The 22,471-nt window shown below is 61.7% G+C and carries 21 protein-coding genes and 1 tRNA gene; 7 read left to right on the top strand and 15 right to left on the bottom strand.

Annotated elements, in window-relative coordinates:
* Positions 1-37: 37 nt before the first annotated feature.
* Positions 38-775 carry a protocatechuate 3,4-dioxygenase subunit beta gene (pcaH, locus tag V8J81_RS03565; RefSeq protein WP_368474376.1) on the top strand — a complete coding sequence of 246 codons (738 nt, stop codon included), beginning with the start codon at positions 38-40 and terminating at the stop codon, positions 773-775.
* Positions 775-1,386 (top strand): protocatechuate 3,4-dioxygenase subunit alpha, encoded by a 612-nt coding sequence (pcaG, locus tag V8J81_RS03570; protein WP_368474377.1) that lies wholly within the window; start codon positions 775-777, stop codon positions 1,384-1,386. The genes pcaH and pcaG overlap by 1 nt, the downstream gene beginning before the upstream one ends.
* 22 nt (positions 1,387-1,408) lie before the next feature.
* Here the strand turns inward: pcaG and V8J81_RS03575 are convergent, their stop codons facing one another.
* From V8J81_RS03575 to V8J81_RS03585, 3 genes are read right to left on the bottom strand one after another with little or no spacing between them, the layout of a single operon-like run.
* Positions 1,409-2,416: a 5-oxoprolinase subunit C family protein gene (locus V8J81_RS03575; RefSeq protein ID WP_368474378.1), complete on the bottom strand. Its 1,008-nt coding sequence runs from the start codon at positions 2,414-2,416 to the stop codon at positions 1,409-1,411.
* Positions 2,413-3,096 carry a 5-oxoprolinase subunit B family protein gene (locus tag V8J81_RS03580; protein WP_368474379.1) on the bottom strand — a complete coding sequence of 228 codons (684 nt, stop codon included), beginning with the start codon at positions 3,094-3,096 and terminating at the stop codon, positions 2,413-2,415. The genes V8J81_RS03575 and V8J81_RS03580 overlap by 4 nt, the downstream gene beginning before the upstream one ends.
* Entirely contained in the window at positions 3,093-3,860 is a 768-nt protein-coding gene (locus V8J81_RS03585; protein ID WP_368474380.1) for a LamB/YcsF family protein, read from the bottom strand. Before V8J81_RS03585 ends, V8J81_RS03580 begins: the two co-directional genes overlap by 4 nt.
* Positions 3,861-4,162: 302 nt before the next feature.
* Here V8J81_RS03585 and V8J81_RS03590 point away from each other — a divergent pair, with 302 nt between their 5' ends.
* A complete protein-coding gene (locus tag V8J81_RS03590; RefSeq protein WP_368474381.1) occupies positions 4,163-5,377 on the top strand; it encodes an aminopeptidase P family protein in 1,215 nt (404 codons plus the stop codon).
* 48 nt (positions 5,378-5,425) lie between these two features.
* Here the strand turns inward: V8J81_RS03590 and V8J81_RS03595 are convergent, their stop codons facing one another.
* Positions 5,426-6,667 (bottom strand): urate hydroxylase PuuD, encoded by a 1,242-nt coding sequence (locus V8J81_RS03595; protein WP_368474382.1) that lies wholly within the window; start codon positions 6,665-6,667, stop codon positions 5,426-5,428.
* Between the two features lie 100 nt (positions 6,668-6,767).
* On the opposite strand from V8J81_RS03595, the gene V8J81_RS03600 reads away from it, so the two are divergent.
* Complete coding sequence (locus tag V8J81_RS03600; protein WP_368474383.1) at positions 6,768-7,700, top strand: LysR family transcriptional regulator; 933 nt, start codon at positions 6,768-6,770, stop codon at positions 7,698-7,700.
* On the opposite strand, the gene uraH is transcribed toward V8J81_RS03600, so the two are convergent.
* Positions 7,685-8,038 carry a hydroxyisourate hydrolase gene (uraH, locus tag V8J81_RS03605; RefSeq protein WP_368474384.1) on the bottom strand — a complete coding sequence of 118 codons (354 nt, stop codon included), beginning with the start codon at positions 8,036-8,038 and terminating at the stop codon, positions 7,685-7,687. The genes V8J81_RS03600 and uraH overlap by 16 nt on opposite strands.
* Before the next feature lie 148 nt (positions 8,039-8,186).
* On the opposite strand from uraH, the gene puuE reads away from it, so the two are divergent.
* Genes puuE through V8J81_RS03620 form a run of 3 tightly spaced genes read left to right on the top strand, consistent with a single transcriptional unit; the run spans position 8,187 to position 11,574 of the window.
* A complete protein-coding gene (gene puuE, locus V8J81_RS03610) occupies positions 8,187-9,599 on the top strand; it encodes an allantoinase PuuE (protein ID WP_368474385.1) in 1,413 nt (470 codons plus the stop codon).
* Positions 9,596-10,114, top strand: a complete 519-nt coding sequence (locus V8J81_RS03615; RefSeq protein ID WP_368474386.1) for an ureidoglycolate lyase — start codon at positions 9,596-9,598, stop codon at positions 10,112-10,114. Before puuE ends, V8J81_RS03615 begins: the two co-directional genes overlap by 4 nt.
* Positions 10,115-10,137: 23 nt before the next feature.
* Positions 10,138-11,574 carry a uracil-xanthine permease family protein gene (locus V8J81_RS03620; RefSeq protein ID WP_368474387.1) on the top strand — a complete coding sequence of 479 codons (1,437 nt, stop codon included), beginning with the start codon at positions 10,138-10,140 and terminating at the stop codon, positions 11,572-11,574.
* Between the two features lie 87 nt (positions 11,575-11,661).
* On the opposite strand, the gene bhcD is transcribed toward V8J81_RS03620, so the two are convergent.
* The 10 genes from bhcD to V8J81_RS03670 all read right to left on the bottom strand — a co-directional run bounded on the left by bhcD (position 11,662) and on the right by V8J81_RS03670 (position 22,465).
* Positions 11,662-12,627, bottom strand: coding sequence for an iminosuccinate reductase BhcD (gene bhcD, locus V8J81_RS03625; RefSeq protein ID WP_368474388.1), 966 nt, complete (start codon positions 12,625-12,627; stop codon positions 11,662-11,664).
* Positions 12,628-12,772: 145 nt separating this feature from the next.
* A complete protein-coding gene (bhcC, locus tag V8J81_RS03630; protein WP_368474389.1) occupies positions 12,773-13,936 on the bottom strand; it encodes a 3-hydroxy-D-aspartate aldolase BhcC in 1,164 nt (387 codons plus the stop codon).
* A 14-nt stretch (positions 13,937-13,950) separates the two neighbouring features.
* Positions 13,951-14,901: a beta-hydroxyaspartate dehydratase BhcB gene (bhcB, locus tag V8J81_RS03635; protein ID WP_368477593.1), complete on the bottom strand. Its 951-nt coding sequence runs from the start codon at positions 14,899-14,901 to the stop codon at positions 13,951-13,953.
* A gap of 13 nt (positions 14,902-14,914) precedes the next feature.
* Complete coding sequence (gene bhcA, locus V8J81_RS03640; protein WP_368474390.1) at positions 14,915-16,105, bottom strand: L-aspartate--glyoxylate aminotransferase BhcA; 1,191 nt, start codon at positions 16,103-16,105, stop codon at positions 14,915-14,917.
* Positions 16,106-16,340: 235 nt separating this feature from the next.
* Positions 16,341-17,213: a bifunctional allantoicase/(S)-ureidoglycine aminohydrolase gene (locus V8J81_RS03645; RefSeq protein ID WP_368474391.1), complete on the bottom strand. Its 873-nt coding sequence runs from the start codon at positions 17,211-17,213 to the stop codon at positions 16,341-16,343.
* 200 nt (positions 17,214-17,413) lie between these two features.
* Positions 17,414-17,488: transfer RNA gene (locus V8J81_RS03650), tRNA-Glu, on the bottom strand.
* Between the two features lie 78 nt (positions 17,489-17,566).
* Positions 17,567-19,306 carry a single-stranded-DNA-specific exonuclease RecJ gene (recJ, locus tag V8J81_RS03655; protein ID WP_368474392.1) on the bottom strand — a complete coding sequence of 580 codons (1,740 nt, stop codon included), beginning with the start codon at positions 19,304-19,306 and terminating at the stop codon, positions 17,567-17,569.
* Positions 19,303-19,860, bottom strand: a complete 558-nt coding sequence (locus tag V8J81_RS03660) for a cysteine hydrolase family protein (protein WP_368474393.1) — start codon at positions 19,858-19,860, stop codon at positions 19,303-19,305. Before V8J81_RS03660 ends, recJ begins: the two co-directional genes overlap by 4 nt.
* Positions 19,861-19,869: 9 nt before the next feature.
* On the bottom strand, positions 19,870-20,832 hold the full coding sequence (glpX, locus tag V8J81_RS03665) for a class II fructose-bisphosphatase (protein ID WP_368474394.1): 963 nt from the start codon (positions 20,830-20,832) through the stop codon (positions 19,870-19,872).
* A 208-nt stretch (positions 20,833-21,040) separates the two neighbouring features.
* Positions 21,041-22,465, bottom strand: coding sequence for an alkaline phosphatase D family protein (locus V8J81_RS03670; RefSeq protein WP_368474395.1), 1,425 nt, complete (start codon positions 22,463-22,465; stop codon positions 21,041-21,043).
* Positions 22,466-22,471 lie beyond the last annotated feature (6 nt).

The following is a 22,471-nucleotide window of genomic DNA, read 5'->3' on the forward strand; positions in this document are numbered from 1 at the left end:
ATTGTAAAAGAGCATGGGAGACGTGAGGGAGACCCCGATGGCCAGCGACCCCCCGCAGGGCGGATACATGGCGCGCGACCGCGTTTGGCAACCCGATGCGCTGACACCCGCCTACAAAACCAGCGTGAAGCGCAGCCCGCAGGCGCCGCTGATCTCGTTCCCCTCGACGTTGAGCGAAGAAACCTCGCCCGTTTTCGGGCACGATTTGATCGGACCGCTCGACAATGACTTGATCCTGAATTTCGCACAGCCCGGCGAAAGCGCGATTGGCCCGCGCATCATCGTGCATGGGCGTGTGTCGGATGAAACAGGACGGCCCGTGCCGGGGGCCTTGGTCGAGTTCTGGCAGGCCAATGCAGGCGGGCGCTACCGCCACAAGAAGGAGGGGTATATCGCCCCGCTTGATCCGAACTTTGGCGGCTGTGGGCGAACCATCACGGCGGCGGACGGAACGTACGAATTCCGCACCGTCATGCCCGGGCCCTATCCTTGGCCCAATGGCGCGAACGATTGGCGACCGGCCCATATCCACTTTTCGCTGTTTGGCCATGGATTTGCGCAGCGGCTGATCACCCAGATGTATTTCGAAGGCGATCCCCTGATCCCGCTATGTCCGATCGTCGGCGCGCTCAAAAGCCAAGCGGCGGTGGGTGCGTTGACAGCACCGCTCGACATGGCGCGGACCGTGCCGATGGATGCGCGCGCTTACCGGTTTGACATGGTGCTGCGTGGACGCAGGCAGACCTATTTCGAAAATCGCGCGGAGGGGCTGTGATGGCGCGTGCAGGCGAGCTGAAGGAAAGCCCAAGCCAGACGGCGGGGCCGTATGTGCATATTGGCTGCACCCCGAATTTCGCCGGGCTTGCCATGTTTGGAGGGGATATTGGCGCAGTGATGAAGACCGGCCCGGTTCAGGGTCAGGAAATCACGATCAAGGGCACGGTTTTCGATGGTGCCGGCACACCACTGAAAGACGCGATGGTCGAGATTTGGCAGGCCGATGCGGCGGGTTTGTTCAACGCGGTCAATGAGGCGCGCGGGCGGGCGGATCCGAACTTCACTGGCTTTGGCCGTTCGCCCGGAGACATGGAAACCGGTGAGTTCGTGTTCGAGACGGTCAAACCCGGCTCCGTTCCCTTTCCTGATGGCCGGGTGCAGGCCCCCCATATCAGCGTCTGGATCGTGGCACGCGGCATCAACATCGGGCTTCAAACGCGCCTCTATTTCGAGGATGAGGAGGAGGCGAATGCGGCCGATCCGTTGTTGACGCGGATCGAGCATCAGAACCGGGTGCCGACCTTGCTGGCCAAATCCGAGGGAGATGGCGTCTACCGCTTCGACATTCACCTGCAGGGTCCGAACGAGACGATCTTTCTGGATATCTAGTCGGTAGCGATGCGGTTGCGCGCTATTTCTCGGCAACGGCTCCGCTGATCAGGTTGGCCTCTCTCAGCTTCTCAACCAGCGTCTGGCGCGGCGCAGCAAGCGTATCCAGCGCGGCCTTCCGGGCGTCGGCATGAGCACGCGTGATGGCGACAGCCTCCGTCGCGCTGACGGCTTGGAATTTGAGCGGCTCTCCGGCCCTTAATTGGGTGGCGCGATCCACATCTGCCGAGATCATCGTTGCGATCTTGGGATAACCGCCGGTGGTTTGATGATCGGCCAGAAGCAGCGTGGGCACGCCGTCACCGGCAACCTGGATGGAGCCGCGCACAATCGGCTCAGAGGGGATCGACAGCGCATCGCCCAGTTCCAGGGTGGGACCGTCGAGGCGCATCCCCATTCGGTTGTAGGCATCCGTCACCCGGTAGGGCGTCTCACACAGCAAATCTGTGGTGCCATCCACAAAGCGGGCATCTTGCGGCCCGATCACGACCCGCCCCACTCCATCCGGGTGCGCTATGTCGGGCACGTCGTACAGGCCATTCCGCCCCGGACGGAGCGACGCATCGTCGATAGTGATGATGTCGCCGCTCTGTACAGCGCCGCCGCCGAGGCCGGACAGTGTGTGCGTTGCTTTGGACGACAACCATTCCGGTGCTGCAACGTCCCCTGCGAAAGCCAGGTAACACCAACTGCCCCATGCTCCGCCGTTAATGCTTATCCGCGCGCCTTGGGTCAGCGAGTGCACCATCCATCCCTCGCTGACGGCCCCGTTCAATCCAATACGAAAAGACCCTCCGGCGACGGCGACGCTCACCGCGCCTTCAATGCATTCCAGGACCAACCCGCCGAGTGATACTTCGATAGATGTGCCGCCTTGCAAGTTGCCGAGCATCGCATGGGCGGCGTCAAAGGCGAAGCGGTCCATCGGTCCGGAGGCTGGTACGCCATAGCGCATCAGGCCGGGGCGGCCCGCATCCTGAAAGGACACAAGCGGGCCCGCCGCAATGACTTTGAGGCGCGCGATACTCATACCGCCAGCAGTTCCGATGGAAGGTCTGAGCGTCCAATAGCCCGGTAACGGATCGTATCGCCAACTTGGAAGCGGAAGCTGGTTTCGCCTTGTGTTTGCATAACCTCAAACGCCGACCGCCCGATGATCGACCAGCCGGTTGGCATCGTCAGCGGCGTAATGATGCTTTGCGCACCGGCCATCAAAATGCTGCCCTTCGGTACGTCCGGTTTCGGCGTCTGTTTGCGGGGAACGCGCAGGCGTTCTGGTACGCCGGTCAGATAGGCGTAGCCGGGTGCGAAACCGTACATGGCTACTTTGAGGTGCGTTTGGGTGATGACATCCACCACCTCATCGATCCGCATGTTGCACGCCTTCGCCACGTCTTGCAGGTCAGGCGTCAGCTCCGGGTCGAAGCAAACGGGTACGTCGTGGTGCGTGGCTTGATCCTGCGCGGCGTCCGGCAGAGGGAGCAGGCCCTGAATCGCCGCTTCAATCTCGACATGGTCTGTCTCAACCGGGTCGAAAACCACAAGCAGGTTCACGAGGGCTGGAACGGTCTCACGCACGCCAGGGATACCGGCCTCTGAGATCACACGGTCGAGCGTTATGATAAGCCGGTTCAGGGCCTCATCTTCCTGCGAGCCGAATTCGACAAGAAGGGCACAATCACCCACAGCTTTGAAAACCGCGGCGATCATGGTGCTGGCAGGAACCCCGTGATCTTGATCCCCTGCGCGTCCAGCTTTGATCGGATCGCTTGCGCCATGCCCACTGCATGGGGGCTGTCGCCGTGCACGCAGATCGAATGCGCCTCAAGCGGGATCGGGTCGCCATCGATAACAGGCATCAGGCCGGTTTCCAGCATTTCCAGCAGGCGGTCGGCTGCTTCGTCAGCATCTTCAATCATCGCGCCGGGTTGCCCGCGCGGCACAAGTTGGCCCGAAGACAGGTACCCACGATCCGCGAAGATCTCGGAAAACACGCGGACGCCCGCAGCTTTGGCCTGAACCTCAACGCGGGTGCCGGAAATTGCCAAAAGAGCGAGGTCTGGGAAGGCTGTTTGCGCGGCTTTGACAATGGCCGTTGCGACCGCATCGTCACGCGCTGCAAGATTGGCCAAGGCCCCGTGGGGCTTGATGTAGGAAACCTCGGTCCCGGCCAGTCTCGCCATGGCATGCAACGCGCCGATCTGCGCTGTGACCATGCGCCCGATCTGCTCCGGCTCCATCGGAATGACCCGGCGGCCGAACCCTTCGCGATCATTATAGCCCGGATGCGCCCCGACGGTGACGCCATTGGCCTTCGCGGCAACAAGCGTGTTGAACATGGTCTCAGGGTCGCTCGCATGGCCGCCGCACGCGATGTTGGCGCTGGTGACAACGGACAACATCGTTGCGTCGTCGCCCATCGGCCAAGGACCAAAGCCTTCACCAAGGTCCGAGTTCAGGTCGATCTGCTTCACCAAAACATGTCCTCCAATGGAGCGAGAGCGGTCCGCTTACCCGGTGATATAAGACGTGGCCGGGTATGCAAGGAACGCGGCGGCTTCACCGGCAGATATTGTGCGTCTTTGGGCGGCCGAAACGCTTGCTCGAATCCGCATTTTGCAGCAAAGAGCGTGCACGGAGCGGCGATGGCGTCGCCACCGCGCAAGCGGGCCTCCGTTTCCCAAATCCTGAACGCCGGGATCTTGCTTGACCGTTGACGCGGCTGAGGGAGAGAACGCCCGCATTCCGCGTCGACCTGATGAGAAGGATCATGTCGATGGCCCAATCCAATACGCGTCCCGAATTTTATCGTTTCCACCAGGGTGTGCGCATCCTGCCCTTTGAAGGCGCGGAATATGATGCCCGCCTTGCTGACTTGCGTGCGCGCATGGACGACGCAGGCGTTGAGGCCTGCGTTTTCACCTCCATGCACAATGTCGCCTACTATTCGGGCTTCCTCTATTGCGCCTTCGGTCGCCCTTACGCGCTGGTTGTGACTCCGACCGAAAGCGTGACGATCAGTGCAGGTATCGACGCGGCACAGCCTTGGCGGCGCAGCCATGGCGACAGCATCACCTACACCGATTGGCAGCGGAACAACTATTGGCGTGCGATCCTGTCGGTCACTGGCACCGGCAAGTCCATTGGCTTCGAAGGCGACCATATCTCGGTCGCGCAAAAGGCGCTGTTGGAGGAATTCCTGGCCCCGTCCCGCACCGTCGATGTCGCCCCCACCACCATGGTTCAGCGCATGCACAAATCCCCTGCCGAGATCGAGATGATCCGCGCAGGCGCCGCCACGGCGGATGTGGGCGGCTATGCCATCCGCGACGCCATCAAGGTCGGCGCGCGCGAGATCGACGTTGCCATGGCAGGCCGCGATGCGATGGAGCTGGAGATCGCCCGCCGCTTCCCCGACTCTGAGATCCGCGACACCTGGGTCTGGTTCCAGTCCGGCATCAACACCGACGGCGCCCACAACCCCGTCACCTGCCGCCAGTTGCAGCGCGGCGATATCCTGTCGCTGAATACCTTCCCGATGATTTCGGGCTACTACACGGCGCTGGAGCGGACGATGTTCGTGCAGGAGGTCGATGATGCCTCGCTCAAGATTTGGGAGGCCAATGTCGCCGCCCATGAACTGGGGATCAGCCTGCTGAAGGCTGGCACGACCTGCGCGGAAGTCACCCACAAGATCAACGAGTTCTTCGCCGAACGTGACCTTCTGCAGTACCGCACCTTCGGCTACGGCCACTCCTTCGGGGTCCTGTCGCACTACTATGGCCGCGAGGCGGGCCTTGAGCTGCGCGAAGACATCGATACGGTGCTGGAGCCGGGTCACGTGATCTCGATGGAGCCGATGCTGACGATCCCTGAGGGTCAGCCCGGTGCCGGTGGCTATCGTGAGCATGATATCCTGATCATCACCGAAGACGGCAACGAGAACATCACGGGCTATCCCTACGGCCCCGAGTTCAACGTGGTGGGGTAATCGAACTGGCCTGCGCCTGCTCTTTGCGGGCGCACGCCAATTAACAGATTAGTTCGAAGACCGCGTCACATCCCGGTACCAGGCCACAATCGTCGCGCGGCTTTCGGTATCCATGGTCGAGATCGCATTGGGCGGTGGCATCGCGTGGCTGACACCGGCGTGGTAGTAAATTTGCTCGGCATGACGCGCGATGTCGCCATCCGTCTCCAGATAGACTCCGCGTGGGGCCCACATCAGGCCTGGCCAAACAGGCTCACGCGCATGACACATCGAACAATTGCCCATCACGATGCTGGCGGCGTCAGCAAAATGCTCGGATGAGGCGAACCGCTCCTCATAGGGCGTCAGCTCGCGGGCATTGGCCTCATCCCATGTTTCGGTATCCGTCGCGGTCGAAAGCCAGGCGATGGCGATCATCAGAAGAACCGTCACACCCCAGGTCCAGTGCGGGCCTTTGCCGGTCGAATGCATCGTGTTGAAATAGTGCCGGATCGTGACGCCGGTTAGGAAGATCAGCGACGCGATGATCCACGAATACTCCGTCGCAAAGGCCAAGGGGTAGTGGTTCGACAGCATCAGGAAGACGACCGGCAGCGTCAGGTAATTGTTGTGGGTCGAACGGACCTTAGCGATCTTGCCATACTTCGCATCCGGCGTGCGACCTGCCTTGAGGTCTTCCACGACAATCCGCTGGTTCGGCATGATCTGGAAGAAAACATTGGCCGTCATGATCGTGGCCGTGAATGCGCCCAGATGCAAAAGGGCGGCGCGGCCGGTGAAGATCTGATGATATCCCCATGACATCACGACCAGAATGACAAAAAGCAGCAGCATGAGAACGGTCGGATAGTCGGCCAGTTTCGATTTGCACATCTGATCGTACAATAGCCAGCCAATGGTCAGCGACGCGCCGGAGATTAGGATGCCCTGAAACAACGTCAGATCGGCCTTTGTGGGATCGAGCAGGTATAACTCGCCACTGACCCAATAGATGATCATCAACAGCGCCGCACCCGACAGCCAGGTCGCGTAGCTTTGCCATTTATGCCAGGTCAGATGCTCTGGCATCCGGGCCGGGGCGACCATGTATTTGACGGTATGGTAGAAGCCCCCGCCGTGCACTTCCCATTCTTCGCCATGGGCGCCTTCGGGCAAGTCATCGTTGGGTTTCAGCATCAAATCGAGGGCGATGAAGTAGAACGACGCCCCGATCCACGCCATCGCGGTGACGACATGTAGCCAGCGGACCGAAAAGGCGATCCAGTCCCAAATTACGAGCAAATCGAACATGCCCTACCTCTCTATGGTCGAACGTGCGGGCAGACTAGGCGAATGTGAACTATTCCGGTATCTTGGATGAAAGCCAAGCAGCATCAAAAAAAGCCGAATAATGTCCTATTTTGATAACATCCGCACTTTTGTCCGCGTCTATGAGCTTGGCAGCATGTCGGCGGCTGGCCGTGACCTGCGCATTTCGCCGGCCGTGACCTCGTCCCGCATTTCGCAGTTGGAGGAGCATCTGAGCGTCAGGCTGTTCCAGCGTACGACCCGCAGTTTGACACCAACTGAACAGGGCAAAGCGTTCTACAATGGCGCGAAAGAGGTGCTGGAGGCGGTGGACAATGCCGAGGCGCAAGTCGTCAACATCACCGAGAATCCGAAAGGCGCGCTGTATGTCGCGGCACCCCTCGGGGTCGGGCGGCGGCTGATTGCGCCGCAAGTCCCTGAGTTCCTAAAGGTTTACCCAGAGGTCAGCCTGCGTTTGCGTTTGACCGACAGAAAGGTCGATCTGACCACCGAAGGCCTGGACCTTGCCTTCTTCCTTGGCCAGCCGGAGGACAGCAACCTCCGCATCCGCAAGATCGCGGATGTGGAGCGCGTGCTGTGTGCATCGCCCGACTATATCGCCAAACACGGCCACCCAACCTCCGGTGAGGATCTTCTGACTGGCCAGCACGAATGCCTGAACCTGCGCTTTCCGGGAGCGTCAGAATTCCAATGGCGGCTGATGACGGATGGAGGTGCCAAACGCTTCCGGGTCAAAGGCCGTTACGAATGCGATGATGGGGACGTCTTGACCGATTGGGCGCTCGGCGGGCACGGGATCGCAATGAAGCCGGTCTTTGAGGTGGCCCATCATCTGAGGGCCAAACGGCTAATCGCAGTTGCGCGGCAAACCCCGCCAGAACCGATCCAGATGGCGTGCCTGTTTACGCATCGCCGGATGCAGGACCCAAAGACACGGCTGTTTATGGAGTTCGTGATCGACCGGGTTAGCTCAACCATCCACGACGCAGAACAGGACGCTCAGCTGCCGCGATAGGTCGAATAGCTGAACGGCGACAGCAGAAGCGGCACGTGATAGTGCGCGGCCTCCGACATACCAAAGCGGATCGGAATGATGTTCAGAAAGCGCGGGCTTTCCGGCGGTGTGCCGGTTGCGTCGAGATAGTCGCCCGCGTGGAAAACAAGCTCATATTCACCGATCTGAAAGTCAGACGCAGGCAGGATCTGCTCATCCGTGCGGCCGTCATCGTTTGTTTTCAACGTCTTGAGGTGCGTGCGCGTCTCGCCCTCAATCAGGAAAAGGTCGATCTGCATCCCCTCGGCGGGGCAACCGCGCGCGGTATCAAGGACATGGGTCGTCAGATAGCCGGTCATCGCGGGCTCCTTTCATTCGGTATACGTCTATAGCCACGGCGACGGGCTTGCCACAAAGGACGATGGACAGAAGGCTGTTTAAAGAATTTTTTGAAAAACATATCCATTGCCTTGCCCTATTAACAATTAACTGTGAGAGGAACCTGCTTTGCACCGCTATCCCCGCGACATGTCCGGCTATGGGGCCGAGCCACCGGCGGCCAATTGGCCGAACGATGCGAAGATCGCAGTTCAATTCGTGCTTAACTACGAAGAGGGCGGCGAGAACTGTGTCCTGCACGGCGATGCCGCGTCCGAGGCTTTCCTGTCCGAGATCACGGGCGCGCAGCCTTGGCCCGGGCAGCGGCACTGGAACATGGAATCCCTTTACGAATATGGATCACGCGCCGGGTTCTGGCGCGTGCATCGCATTCTGGGTGATCTGCCGGTCACGGTCTACGGCGTGGCCACAGCGCTCGCGCGCGCACCCGAGCAGGTTGCCGCCATGAAAGCGTCAGGGTGGGAGATCGCAAGCCACGGCCTGAAATGGGTCGAGCACAAGGATATGCCCGCCGACGAAGAACGCGCGCAGATCCGCGAGGCGATCCGTCTGCATAAGGAAGTCACCGGCTCCGCGCCGCGTGGCTGGTACACGGGCCGCTGTTCCATGAACACAGTCGATCTGGCCGCGGAAGAGGGCGACCTGGCCTATATCGCCGACAGCTACGCCGATGATCTGCCCTATTGGGTGAAGGCGGGCGGCAAGGATCAGCTGATCGTGCCCTACACGATGGATTGCAACGATATGCGGTTCTCCATCCAGGCGGGCTTCACCACCGGCGCGGATTTCGAACAGATGCTGCGTGATGCCTTTGATGTGCTTTACGCCGAAGGGCAGGCGGGTGCGCCCAAGATGTTGTCGATCGGCCTGCATTGCCGCCTGATCGGCCGCCCCAGCCGTGCTGCCGCGCTGCAACGGGCTTTGGCCTACATGCAAGGCCATGACGGCGTCTGGTTCGCCACCCGCGAACAGATTGCCGATCACTGGACCCGCGAACATCCCATTACTGACACGCTTCGCCCATCGCAGATGGACCGTGACACGTTCGTCGCTGAATTTGGCGGCATTTTCGAGCACTCGCCCTGGATTGCCGAGGGCGCCCATGGCCTTGAACTTGGCCCGATGCATGACAGCGCGGCCGGAGTGCACAACGCACTCGCCCGCATCTTCCGCAGCGCCTCGGAAGAGCAGCGCCTTGCTGTGCTGACGGCGCATCCCGATCTGGCAGGCAAACTGGCCGCCGCCGGTAAGCTGACCGCCGAATCCACGGCAGAGCAGGCCGGTGCTGGCCTTGACCTACTGACCGATGAGGAACGCGCGACGTTCCAGCGCCTGAATGCCGAATATGTTGAACGGCACGGCTTCCCCTTCATCATTGCGGTCAAGGACAACACCAAAGCGTCCATTCTTGAGGCATTCCACAATCGGATCGCCAATGATCGCAGCACCGAATTCGTCGAGGCCTGCAAACAGGTCGAACGCATTGCAGAGCTGCGCCTGCAAGAGAAACTAGGGCGATGATCCAGCGTCTGACCGCCACACCCCTGACTTCCGACGCGTTTTGCGAGTTCGGGGATGTGTTGGAGGCTGTCGGATCGGCTGACAAGATCATCAACCAAGGCCTGTGTGGGCGTTTCCATGATCGCGCGCAGCTCGATTTTGGCCCGGACGGGCGCGCCGGGATCAGCGTTTTCCAAAGCGAGACCGTGACATGGCCGATCAACGTAGACCTTGTGGAGCGACACCCTGAAGGCTCCCAAGCCTTCATCTGCATGAGCGGCGACCCGTTCCTGGTCTTCGTGGCCGAAGATGACAACGGCACGCCCGCAAACCCCCGCGCTTTCGTGGCTGCGCCGGGGCAAGGCATCAATTTTCACCGCAACACCTGGCACGGGGTGCTCACACCCCTCCACGCGCCGGGCCTGTTTGCCGTGATCGACAGGATCGGCACCACGCCGAACCTGCAAGAACACCGGTTCGACACCCCGTATACGGTCGAGCCGGATCAAACGTGCACCAGCGCGGGGCTGATCTAGGGCTATCTTGGGAGGGACAAAGAATGGCCGATACATCCATCGGAACGCCGGAGCAGCTCCGCGATCCAAATTATACACCACCGCTTTACAAGGCGATCCCACTGGGCATCCAGCACGTGCTGGCCATGTTCGTATCGAACGTGACACCCGCGATCATCGTGGCCGGGGCGGCAGGCTTTGGCTTTGGGTCGAACAGCCCCGATTTCCCGCAGCTTCTGTACCTTATCCAGATGTCGATGCTGTTCGCCGGGCTGGCGACACTTCTGCAAACCGTCTCCATCGGGCCGATCGGGGCCAAACTTCCCATCGTGCAGGGTACCTCGTTCGCGTTTCTGCCAATCATGATCCCACTTGTGGCGGGCCAAGGTGTTGATGCGCTGGCGGCTTTGTTCACCGGTGTGATCGTCGGCGGCATCTTCCACGGCTTCCTGGGCCTCTTCATCGGCAAGATTCGCTTCGCGCTTCCGCCGCTGGTGACTGGCCTGATCGTAACGATGATCGGCCTGGCGCTCGTGAAAGTGGGCATCCAGTACGCGGCTGGCGGTGTGCCTGCCATCGGGACCGAGGAATATGGCTCGCTTGGTAACTGGATCGTCGCGTTGATCGTGGTCTTCGTGACGCTCGCGCTGAAGTTCTTCGCACGTGGCATGTTGTCGATCTCGGCGGTTCTGATCGGCCTGATGGTCGGCTACTTCTACTGCCTGTTCTTCACCGACATGCTGTCGTTTGAGGCCATCGCGACTTCCTGGGATCGGGCCGCAGCTTTCGCACTGCCGCGTCCGTTCGCGTATGGGTTCGAGTTCTCGGTCGCAGCCATCCTGGGCTTCTGCCTGATGTCCTTCGTCTCTGCCGTTGAAACGGTGGGCGACGTGTCGGGCATCACCAAGGGTGGTGCAGGTCGTGAAGCAACGGACGAGGAAATCCGTGGCGCAACCTTCGCCGACGGTTTCGGCACCGCAATTGCCGGCTTCTTCGGCGGCTTCCCCAACACCTCGTTCTCCCAGAATGTGGGTCTGATCGCCATGACCGGCGTGATGAGCCGCCACGTCGTGACCTGCGGCGCGATCTTCCTGATCATCTGCGGCCTGATCCCGAAAGTGGGTGGCCTGATCCGCACGATCCCGATTGAGGTTCTAGGCGGCGGCGTGATCGTGATGTTCGGTATGGTCGTGGCCGCCGGTATCTCCATGCTGTCGGACGTGAATTGGAACCGGCGCAACATGGTGATCTTCGCGGTCGCCCTGTCGGTGGGCCTTGGCCTGCAGTTGGAGCCCGGCGCGGTTCAGTACCTGCCTGACTCCATTCGCGTGCTGATGGTCTCGGGCCTGCTGCCTGCCGCCTTCATCGCGATTGTGCTGAACCTGGTCCTGCCGGAGGAGCTCTCGGGTGAATCGACCGAGGAAGTCTCGGGCGGGCTTGCGGGCCATGGCTCAGGTAGTCTGCCAGGTTCCGACACCTAAGTTTCAGACTTAGATAAACGAAAGGGCGCGGCATGGAGACATGCCGCGCCCTTTTTTCGTTTCGGCGATCGATGAATCTTCTGCCAGCTAGAAATCGACCTCTATGGCGATGCCCTTCTCAACAGCCAGATCAACGACGGACGCCGCCACCGCCAGATCCTGAAGGCCAACACCGGTGCCATCGAACAGAGTGATTTCCTCGTCCGAAGTCCGCCCCGGATGCGTGCCGTTGATGACCGCCCCCACCTGATGCACGTCCGCCTCAGCGATCAGTCCTTCGGCCACGGCATGTTGCGCTTCGCCGATGGAGATGGATTGCGCGACTTCATCGGTGAAGACCGTCGCGCGCGCCAGAAGCGCCGCCTCGACCTCCTGCTTGCCCTTCGTGTCGGTTCCCATGCAGGCAATATGCGTGCCCGGGCTGACATGGTCGGCCATGAGCGAGGGCGCGAAGGCCGAGGTGATGGAAATGATGACATCGGCCTCAGCCATGCCGGGCAAGTCCACCGCCTCGAAAGGAACACCGGCCTCTGTCGCCACCTTCTCGATATTCGGCAGCATCTCGGGGTGATAATTCCACCCGATGACTTTCTCGAACTGGCGCTGCTCCAACGCAGCGCGCAGCTGGAACGTGGCCTGATGGCCCGCGCCGATCATGCCGATCACCTTGGCGTCCTCCCGCGCGAGGTGCTTGATCGACACCGAAGACGCCGCCGCCGTCCGCAAAGCGGTCAACAGGTTACCGCCCACCATGGCCCTGGCCTTGCCGGTATCGGGGTCGAACAGGAACACCGTGGATTGGTGATTGATCAGGTTTCGCTTGTCGAGGTTGTTCGGCCAATAGCCACCGGCTTTCAGCCCCAGCGTCAGGCCCGCGCGGTCAAATCCGCCCTTGAAGCCGTAGAGCGCGTCTTCGTGGCCAATCGCCTCGCGCACCACGGGAAAATTGTAGGCATCGCCAGCGGCCATGGCGGCAAACACCTTCTCGACGGCGTCAAACGCGGCCTCCCGCGTCATGAGGTCTGCGATTTCGCGTTCGGGAACGATGATCATGGAAGTTGTCCTTGGAATGAAAGTGAAAAGACGCCCACCTGGTCGGGAAGGCGCTTTTTTCATGCGTCCGCGTGCATACCCAAGGGTGGCCACCGCACGCGGACGTCTTGGCCCGACCTCCCGCCGGACCCCCTAGGCACTCGGCTTAGTAGGCCTTGCCGCGGGCCGAAACGGGCCAGAGCGTCTCGACCTTGCCGCCGCGCACGCCCACATACCAATCGTGGACGTTGCATGTGGGGTCACAATGGCCGGGCACCAGCCGCAGCTTGTCATTCACGCTCAGCACACCGTCCGGGTCCATCACGACGCCATGCTCGTCCGAGCACTTCACATATTCCACGTCATCGCGCCCATAGACCGTGGGCAGGCCGCTATCGACCGATTGCGCCTTAAGGCCCGCATCCACGATCGCCTTGTCGGCCTTTGCGTGGCTCATCACGGTGGTCAGGATGAACAGCGCGTTCTCCCACTCGCCCTCGTCAATGCGCTTGCCATCTTTGTCGAGGATACGCCCGTAATCGGCATCCATGAACGCGTAGGATCCGCACTGAAGCTCGTTGAACGCGCCCGAGTTGCTCTCGAAGTAGTAGGAACCCGTGCCGCCGCCGCCAACGATATCGCACTCCAGCCCCTCGGCCTTCAAAGCGGCCACAGCCTCCTTGACCATGTCGATGGCGATCTGGGTCTTGCCCATCCGCTCTTCATAGCTATCGAGGTGCTGCATCGCGCCCTGATAGGCCTGGATGCCCGCGAACTTCAGGCCCTCGGCCGCGTCGATCATCTTGGCGATCTCCACCACTGCCTCGGTCGTGGTCACGCCACACCGTCCCGCGCCGCAGTCGATCTCGACCAGCGCCTCGATCTGTGTGCCGTGCCGCACAGCAGCCGCCGACAGATCCGCCACATTCGCCGGATCATCCACGCAGCACAACACGCGTGCGCCAAACTTGGGCATACGCGCCAAACGGTCGATCTTGGCCGGGTCCGTCACCTGGTTGGAGACCATCACATCCTTGATGCCGCCGCGCGCGAAGACCTCGGCCTCCGACACCTTTTGGCAGCAGACACCGCAGGCACCGCCAAGCTGTTCCTGCAACTTCGCCACATCCACGGACTTGTGCATCTTGCCATGGACCCGGTGCCGCATCCCGTGGGCCTTGGCGTAATCGCCCATCTTCTTGATGTTGCGCTCCAGCGCGTCCAGATCCAGCACAAGGCAGGGGGTCTGAATGTCCGCTTCATCCATGCCGGGCAGGGCGGGGACGTCGAAGCCCACTTCCAATTCGTCGAAATTCACTTGCTTGTTCATGGTTTTCGCTCCGTTCAGAGGGTCCAGGGCAGACGATCAAGATCGACATTGCCCCCGGTGATGATGACGCCCACGCGCTTGCCCGCGAAGCGTTCCTTGTTCTTGAGGATGGTCGCCAGCGGCACGGCCGAGGATGGCTCCATCACGATGCGCAGATGCTTCCACGTCAGTTTCATTGCGTCGATGATCTCCTCCTCCGAGGCGGTGAGGATATCGGTGACGTGGTTGCTGACGAAATGCCATGTGCGCTCTTTCAGCGGCACCAACAGGCCGTCGGCGATGGTCTTGGGCGCATCGTCGGCAATGATATAGCCCGCCTTGAAGCTGCGCATCGCATCATCGGCCTGTTCTGGCTCGGCGGCGATGATCTGCACCTCGGGCGCAAGCGTGGATAACGTCAGGCAGGTGCCTGAGACCATGCCACCGCCGCCGATGGGGGCCATAGCGATGTCCACGCCGTCCGTCTGCTCCATCATCTCCCGCGCGCAGGTGCCTTGGCCCGCGATCACGCGGGGGTCGTTATAGGGGTGGACGAAATCGCCCCCCGTCTTTGCCTGCACCTCGGCGAATGTCGCCTCACGCGACGTGGTTGACGGCTCACATTCCGTGATGTTGCCACCATAGCGGCGCACCGTGTCCTTCTTGGCCTGCGGCGCGGTCGAAGGCATCACCACGTTGCACGGGATCCCGCGCAGCATTGCCGCATAGCTGAGGCAGGAGGCGTGGTTTCCCGAGGAATGCGTCGCCACACCCTTCTCGGCCTGCTCTTCATCCAGCCCGAAAACCGCATTGGTCGCACCACGCACCTTGAAAGCACCAGGTTCCTGAAAGTTCTCGCACTTGAAGAACAGTTCCGCGCCCGTCAGTTCGTTCAGATAGGCCGACGTGCGGATCGGCGTGCGTCGGATGTGCGGCTTGATCCGCTCATGGGCGTCAAGCATGTCCTGATAGGTGGGGATGTACATTTGTCCGTCCATATCATGCTGCTTTCAAAGTGGAGGCTGCGGGATGCGAGCGGTAGAAATCCTGTGCCGCCGCAACACCGGAACCAAGTTTGATGTCCAACCCGAGATCGGCCATGACCATTTCAGCCGTTGCGATACCCGATAGGGTCATGACATCCGTCAGGCTGCCCAAATGGCCGATGCGGAACACTTTTCCGGCCACCTCGCCCAAGCCCACGCCGAAGGCGACGCCGTACTGGCTGGCCGCATGGGTCACGATGTCAGTCGCGTTGAAGCCGTCCGGTGTACGGATCGCGCTGACGGTATCGGAATAGACGTCTGGCGAGGCGGCGCAGAGCTCCAGCCCCCAAGCGCCGACGGCCAGACGCACACCTTCCGCAATGCGATGGTGGCGGGCGAAGACGTTCTCCAACCCCTCATCCAGCAGCATATCCGTGGCTAGCTTCAGACCATTCATCAGGCCCACGGGCGGAGTGTAAGGGAAGGCATTCGCGGCGTAACCATTGTCCATATCTTTGATATCAAAGAAGGTTCGCGGCAGTTTGGCCGTGGCTGCGGCGTCAATCGCCTTATCCGAAAACCCAAGGATCGCCAGCCCGGCAGGCAGCATGAAACCCTTCTGGGAGCCGGTCACGGCAACGTCCACGCCCCATTCATCGAACCGGAAATCCATCGACGCGATGGAGCTTACGCCATCCACAAACAGCAGCGCCGGATGGCCCGCCGCATCCAGAGCACGGCGCACGGCGGCGATGTCGGATTTCACGCCGGTGGCCGTCTCGTTGTGGGTGGCCAGCACCACCTTGATCTCGTGGTTTGTGTCCGCCGTCAGGATCTCTTCATACCGGTCGGCCGGCAGGCCGTGACCCCAAGGTGTCTCCACGATCTGCACATCCAGATTATGGCGCTGGCACATATCGATCCAGCGGTGCGAGAACATGCCATTGCGCGCCGCCAGAACCTTGTCGCCGCGCGACAGCGTGTTGGTCAGCGCCGTTTCCCATCCGCCGGTACCGGTCGATGGATAGATGTAGATATGCGCACTGTCGGATTTGAGGATCTTGCGCACATTCTCAAGACAGGGGTTCAGAATGCCGCCGAAGACCGGTGAACGATGGTCGATGGTGGCCATGTCACAGGCTTTGCGAATGTCCTCGGGCATGTTGGTCGGGCCGGGGATGAAAACCGGATTCTGAAAGCTCATGGCCGTCTCCTTGTTCCACGTTGGGGCAACATAGGCCCAAGGGCGGGGGAGTGATATATTTGCAGAAATGGGTGATATCAGCGGAGTGGGTGCGAAAAATAAACTAAAAACAGTAAGTTATATTTTCCATGGTATGAAATAATATTCCACAATGAGAAAGGCTGATCCAAGCGATTGGCTCTAAAGCGGTCCTTCCGTCGCCCGGTCCACTACAGAGTCGCGGGCAAGTCTGTCCCTATTCCGCAGCGCTCCGAAAGCCCGAAGATGCCGGCGTCGTGCGCCCGAACGCTGGCCTAAGCGCCATGTGACGGTTCACATCCTTGTAGAGCAGGTACCGGAACCGCCCCGGCCCGCCCGCATAGCAAGCCTGCGGGCAGAAGGCGCGCAGCCACATGTAATCGCCAGCCTCAACCTCAACCCAATCCTGGTTCAAACGGTAAACCGCTTTGCCCTCCAGCACATACAGCCCGTGTTCCATCACATGCGTCTCGGCAAAGGGAATGACCGCACCCGGCTCAAAGGTCACTAGGGTCACATGCATGTCGTGCCGCAGATCGGACGGGTCCACAAATCGCGTCGTGGCCCATTTCCCGTCCGTTCCCGGCATCGGGTTCGGCTCAACGTCGTCCTCATGCAGAATGATCGGGTCCGGATGGGCCAAGCCCTCCACCGGCTCATAGGCCTTGCGGATCCAGTGGAACCGCACAGGCTCGTCGCTCCTGTTAGCAAAAGCCCAGTTGCTCGCAGGTGGAAGGTAGACATAGTGCCCGGGCCGCAAGTCTGTCGACGCCCCGTCGATGGTGATCGTTCCCGTGCCCTCAACGACGAACAACACGCCCTCAGCCGATGCATCCGTCTCGGGCCGCTCCGACCCGCCGCCGGGCGAGACTTCCATGATGTATTGCGAAAATGTCTCTGCAAACCCGCTCAGGGGCCGGGACAGAACCCACAGCCGCGTCTCCGTCCAGAAGGGCAAAAAGCTCGTCACGATGTCGCGCATCGTCCCGCGTGGGATCACCGCATAAGCATCGGTAAAAACCGCCCGGTCCGTCAAAAGCTGCTCTTGCGGCGGGTGTCCACCGGTTGGCGCGAAATAGCGTGCGGTCATGAATGCTCCGGGGTTTGGGTTCCCCCGATACTAGGCTGAACGCCGTGGGGGCGACCATGACGGATTGCCAACAGGACTTTTCGGGAAAATCAAACAATTGGCCGGATTGGAAAAAATGACAGAAGATGCCACGCAGCCTTTTCATGCCAAAGCCGCAGCATGCGACGAAGCGCATGAACATAAGACTGGAACGGAAGAAGTGGCAGCCCGTAGGGGAATCGAACCCCTCTTTCCAGGTTGAAAACCTGGCGTCCTAACCGATAGACGAACGGGCCACGTTTGGCAGTGAGGTGGCTTCTAGAAAAAGCCAAGCGCAGGTTCAAGCGGATTCTTTGCGCGATTGGTGCGAAAATTCATTCCGCCCAGGCGGCGTCCTCCAACCTCAGCTGCACGCTTGTACGGCCCTGCCAATGGTTCAGTTCCACCCGGCCCGCAACATGCACTGGTCTGCCGTTATGGGCCTGCAATTCATCAAGGCCCGAGGTCACGGCATCAAAGCAGATCGCGTCAATCGTCTTGGGGCCACCATCGCCAAGGGTCAGCTTCAAATGCGTCTCACCCACGGGGCGCGTGTGCCGGATGCGTAGTGCGGGCAGGGCAAAGCGGGGGGCAGGCGCGCCTGCACCAAATGGGCCCGCCGTCTCGATCTGTTCGATCAACTCAGGCGTCGCAGCCGATGGCATCAGCGTGGCGTCCAACCGCAGGTCCGCCGGTCCACCTCGCCCCGCGCCCTGCTTTGCCAAAAGCTCGGAAAGCCGCTCCATCGCAGGCTCCAACTGAGCCCGGGACAGGGACAGCCCCGCCGCCATCTTGTGCCCGCCGCCCTTCTGGATCAGCCCCTCAGCCGCAAGCCGCTGGATCGAGGCCCCCAAATCCACTCCGGCCACCGATCGGCCCGAGCCTTTACCCTCATCCCCGTCGAAGCCGATCACAACCGACGGGCGGCGCGTGCGATCCTTCAGGCGCGAGGCCACAATGCCGACAACGCCCGGATGCCAGCCATCCTCCGCCGCCCAGATCAGCGGTGCATCCAGCCCGCGCCCCTCAGCTTGGGCAAGGGCCGCTTCCCGCACTCTCATCTCAATCTCGCGCCGGTCCGTGTTCAGCGTATCAAGCCGCGCGGCGAGTTTCTCTGCCTCAGACACATTGTCCGTCGACAATAGCCGCGCACCAAGGTCCGCCGCGCCGATCCGCCCGCCTGCATTCACGCGCGGGCCAAGGACAAAGCCCAAGTGGTAGGAGGTCGGCGCACGGTCCAGCCGCCCCACATCCGACAGCGCCACAAGGCCGGGCCGTTGCCGCCGCGCCATGACTTTCAGGCCTTGCCGCACCAGCGCCCGGTTCACGCCGATCAGCGGTGCGACGTCAGCCACGGTGGCCAACGCCACGAGGTCAAGCATCGCCATTAAATCAGGGCCCTGCACACCCTCAGCGCGCAGGCGGCGGTTCGCCTCCACGAGCACCATGAACACCACGCCAGCCGCACAAAGGTGGCCCAGATCGCCGCTTTCATCCTGCCGGTTCGGGTTCACGACGGCCACGCATTCAGGCAACTCGGCGCTGGCAAGGTGGTGGTCCAGCACGATCACATCCGCCCCCTGCGCCGCCGCAATCGGCCCGTGCGACAGGGTTCCGCAATCCACGCAAATGATCAGGTCATGGTCCGCCGCCAGCGCCGCCATAGCCTCATCATTCGGGCCATAGCCCTCATCGATCCGGTCCGGGACGTAGAGCGTGGCACCTCGGTTCAACCCGCGCAGCCACCAGATCAGCAGCGCGGCGGAGGAGCCCCCGTCCACATCGTAATCTGCGAAAATCGCGATCCGTTCCCCTGCCCTGGCCGCTGCAACGATGCGGTCCGCTGCAGGTCCCATGTCGCGCAGCACCATCGGGTCGGGCAGCAGGTCTCGCAGAGCGGGGGCAAGGAAACCCGGCGCATCCTCAGGGCTAACGCCGCGCTGTGCCAGAATGGCAGCGACGGCAGGCGGCAGGTCAGCGCGTTGTACCAACGCCTCCGCGTGGCGCGCGATCTCGTCAGAGGGGCCAACCCAGCGCCGCCCCGTCAGGGAGCTTTCGACACCGAGGTAGCTCATGGCCCCTCGGCCAGGATCGCGTCGGTTGTCACGGCGGTGCAGAACTCACCATGCAGATGGCTGATTGCCGTGTCATGGATCACCTGAGGGTCCAGCGCGGCCATGTCCGGCGCCCAGTCTGTTGAGGCATTGGAGGCAAAGGAAGCGCAAGCGTCATGGGCCAGCCGCACATTGAAGCCAAGGTTCGCCGCCATCCGCGTGGTGGTTGAGACGCAATGCGGCGTGGTCAGGCCGCAAATCACAAGATCGCCGACACTGGAATGGTTCAGATGATCTTCCAACTCGGTGCCGATGAACGCGGAATTCACGTGCTTCTCAAAGATCGGCTCGCCGTCGCGCGGCGTGACCTCGTGTTTGAAGATCGTCCCTTCCGAGACCAGAGGGCTCGCAAACTCGGTACTGACATGGCGGATGTGGCAGACGGGGGCCGCCCATTTGCGCCACTCCGCCAGCAGGCGGCCCGCATTGGCTTCCGCCTGCGGGTTGTTGCGCGCGCCCCAGCAAGGCTCGTCAAACCCCATTTGGATGTCGATCAGGATCAGGGCAGAGGTCATGCCGCCCCTTCAGTGCCGCGGGTTACGGTAGCTCATCCGCCGGACGGACCCGGTTTTGGAGCGCATCAGGATCGTCTCGGTCGTCAGATGCGTGGGCTCACGGACGATGCCGGGCAGAATGGAGCCGTCTGTGACGCCGGTGGCCGCAAAGATCACGTCCGCCGTGACCATGTCATCGCGGCTGTAGATGCGGTCGAGATCGGTGATGCCTGCCTTGGCTGCACGGCCTTTCTCGTCATCATTGCGGAAGGTCAGCCGCCCCCACATCTGCCCGCCCATGCATTTCAGCGCTGCGGCGGCCAGAACGCCCTCTGGCGCGCCGCCCAGACCCATATACATGTCAATGCCGGTCTTCTCGGCCTCGGCGCAGTGGATCACACCGGCCACGTCCCCATCGGTGATCAGGCGGATCGCGGCGCCGGTGTCGCGCAGCTCGGCGATCATCGCTTCGTGGCGAGGTCGGTCGAGGACACAAACGGTGATATCCTTAGTCGTGCATTGCTTGGCAGCCGCCAGAAGGCGGACGCGTTCGCCGGGGGTCTGGTCAAGGCTCACGATGTTTTCCGGGTAGCCGGGGCCGATGGCGAGCTTCTCCATATAGACGTCCGGGGCGTGCAGCATGGAGCCGCGCGGACCCATGGCGATGACAGTCAGCGCGTTTGGCATATCTTTGGCAGTAAGCGTTGTGCCTTCGAGTGGGTCGAGCGCAATGTCCACATCCGGACCGGTGCCTGAGCCGACTTCCTCACCAATGTAGAGCATCGGAGCCTCGTCGCGTTCACCTTCACCGATCACCACGACGCCTTTGATGTCGAGGCGGTTGAGCTGCTCACGCATCGCGTTGACGGCGGCCTGATCGGCGGCTTTCTCATCCCCGCGGCCGATCCATTCGGCGGAGGCAATTGCAGCGGCCTCTGAGACGCGGGCGAGGCCGAGTGAAAGCGTGCGGTCGTTGAAATCTTTCTTGGCCATGTGTGTCCCTGCGCGATGTGAGCCTGTGTTGGATGTGGCTTATCTTGCGGAGGCTGGAGCGACAAGGCTGGGGGCGCTAACGCAAGGCAAACGGGTGGCGACGTCTCACGGTTGATACGCCAAAAGTGAATAGAAACGTCCCAAAAATACCACTCAGCTATTCATTCTTGAATGAGCAACCTGCACACCGGATCGCGCAACGCGCCCGTCAGATCGCCAAAGCCGGGGAGGGGCCGTGGGTTTCGAAATGCCAGACGGCGTGCCACTCCGCTCCCCGCCGCTCCAACACCAGCGCGTTGCGGTCAGCCACATAGCGCAGGCTTTGCCCCGGTATCCGGCGGATGCGGATGGGGTGGCCTTGCAAAGGGCTTTCGCCTAACCGCGAGAGTGCGCCAAGGAAACGCGCCCAAGCCTTGGGCGGCGGACGGTGGGTGATGCCGGAGGCCACAAGCTGGTGCAGCGGCTGGCCATTGCGCGCGGCCATCTCAGCGCGCGTGGCGAGGTGGATTTCGCCTGACAGGATGGTCACGTCTTGGCCGTCCATCTCCTGCATCTGCATCATCAAGGTAAGCATCCGACGCCAGCTGTCGCGATGGGCGCGGGATTGCCATTGGTCGCGCAAGTCATCTTCGTATTTCTGCATTTTTGGGGTCAGGACCATGAGCGCCTCGAGGATCGAAAGGCGCGGCCCCAGCAGCGGCACCGACGACATGACAAACGTATGGCCTGTGAAATCCACAGCCGCCTGCGCCTCCACCGCGCGCCAGCCACCATCGTCCATTACCTGCCGCCGTGTACGCTCACCCCGTAGATCGGGGCCGAGCAGGCGCAAGCCGGGCGCGCTGACCTGCCAACCGAGGTGATAGCCCTCAGGGTCGTCGAAGCGGGCGGGCAGATCACCTGCAATGGTGCCATGCTGGAAGGCCAGAGTGGCCTCTTTCGCGACCTCGAACAGGCATTGGCCCACGGGGGAATAGGTGCGCGAGCGCGGCAGGGAGCCCCAGCCATCGCAAATATCGTGATCGTCCCATTGCGCAAGCGCAGGGACGCGGGCCACGAGCCAGGCATAATTGGGGTGCTTGAGTTGGGCGATATAGCGCTCGGCAAAACGTTCACGCAGGTGGGCGCGCAGATCGTCGATGTCGTGGGGCAAGGGATCGCGCGGGATCTTGTCGGGCCAGTCTTCGCTGAGGGGATGCCCGTGCGTCGCCTCGTCCGCGTAAACCTGATCGCCGCCGTGCAGCAGCAACGCAAAGGGCGCGCGGCGGTGTTCGTCGGCCAGATGCGCCCACATGACGTTCCGCTCTTCCTCGTCGCGGTCCATATCGCCATGTTCCTCACCATTGCAGGAGGCATAGGCGAGGCGCAGATCGCCCGTCAGGTCAGAGGCGAGGGCGTAGGTTTCGCCGTTCCAACTGTAGGAGGACGGCGCATCGGCGGGCACGGAGAAGCGCGCGCGGTAGAGGATTGCGCTGTCGTAGTGGAGGAGTTCGGTCGGCGCGACAGTCTCGTCAGTGGTGCTGACGGGGCCGGGGCTTTGGCCTGGTGGCGCCACGAAGATTGCGGCCAGATGCATCCGCCCGTTGGCGATATCGTCAAGGATCAGGAGGGGGCCGAGGATCCGGTCCAGCATGTGCGC

Source organism: Gymnodinialimonas sp. 202GB13-11 (assembly GCF_040932485.1).
Classification (GTDB): domain Bacteria; phylum Pseudomonadota; class Alphaproteobacteria; order Rhodobacterales; family Rhodobacteraceae; genus Gymnodinialimonas; species Gymnodinialimonas hymeniacidonis.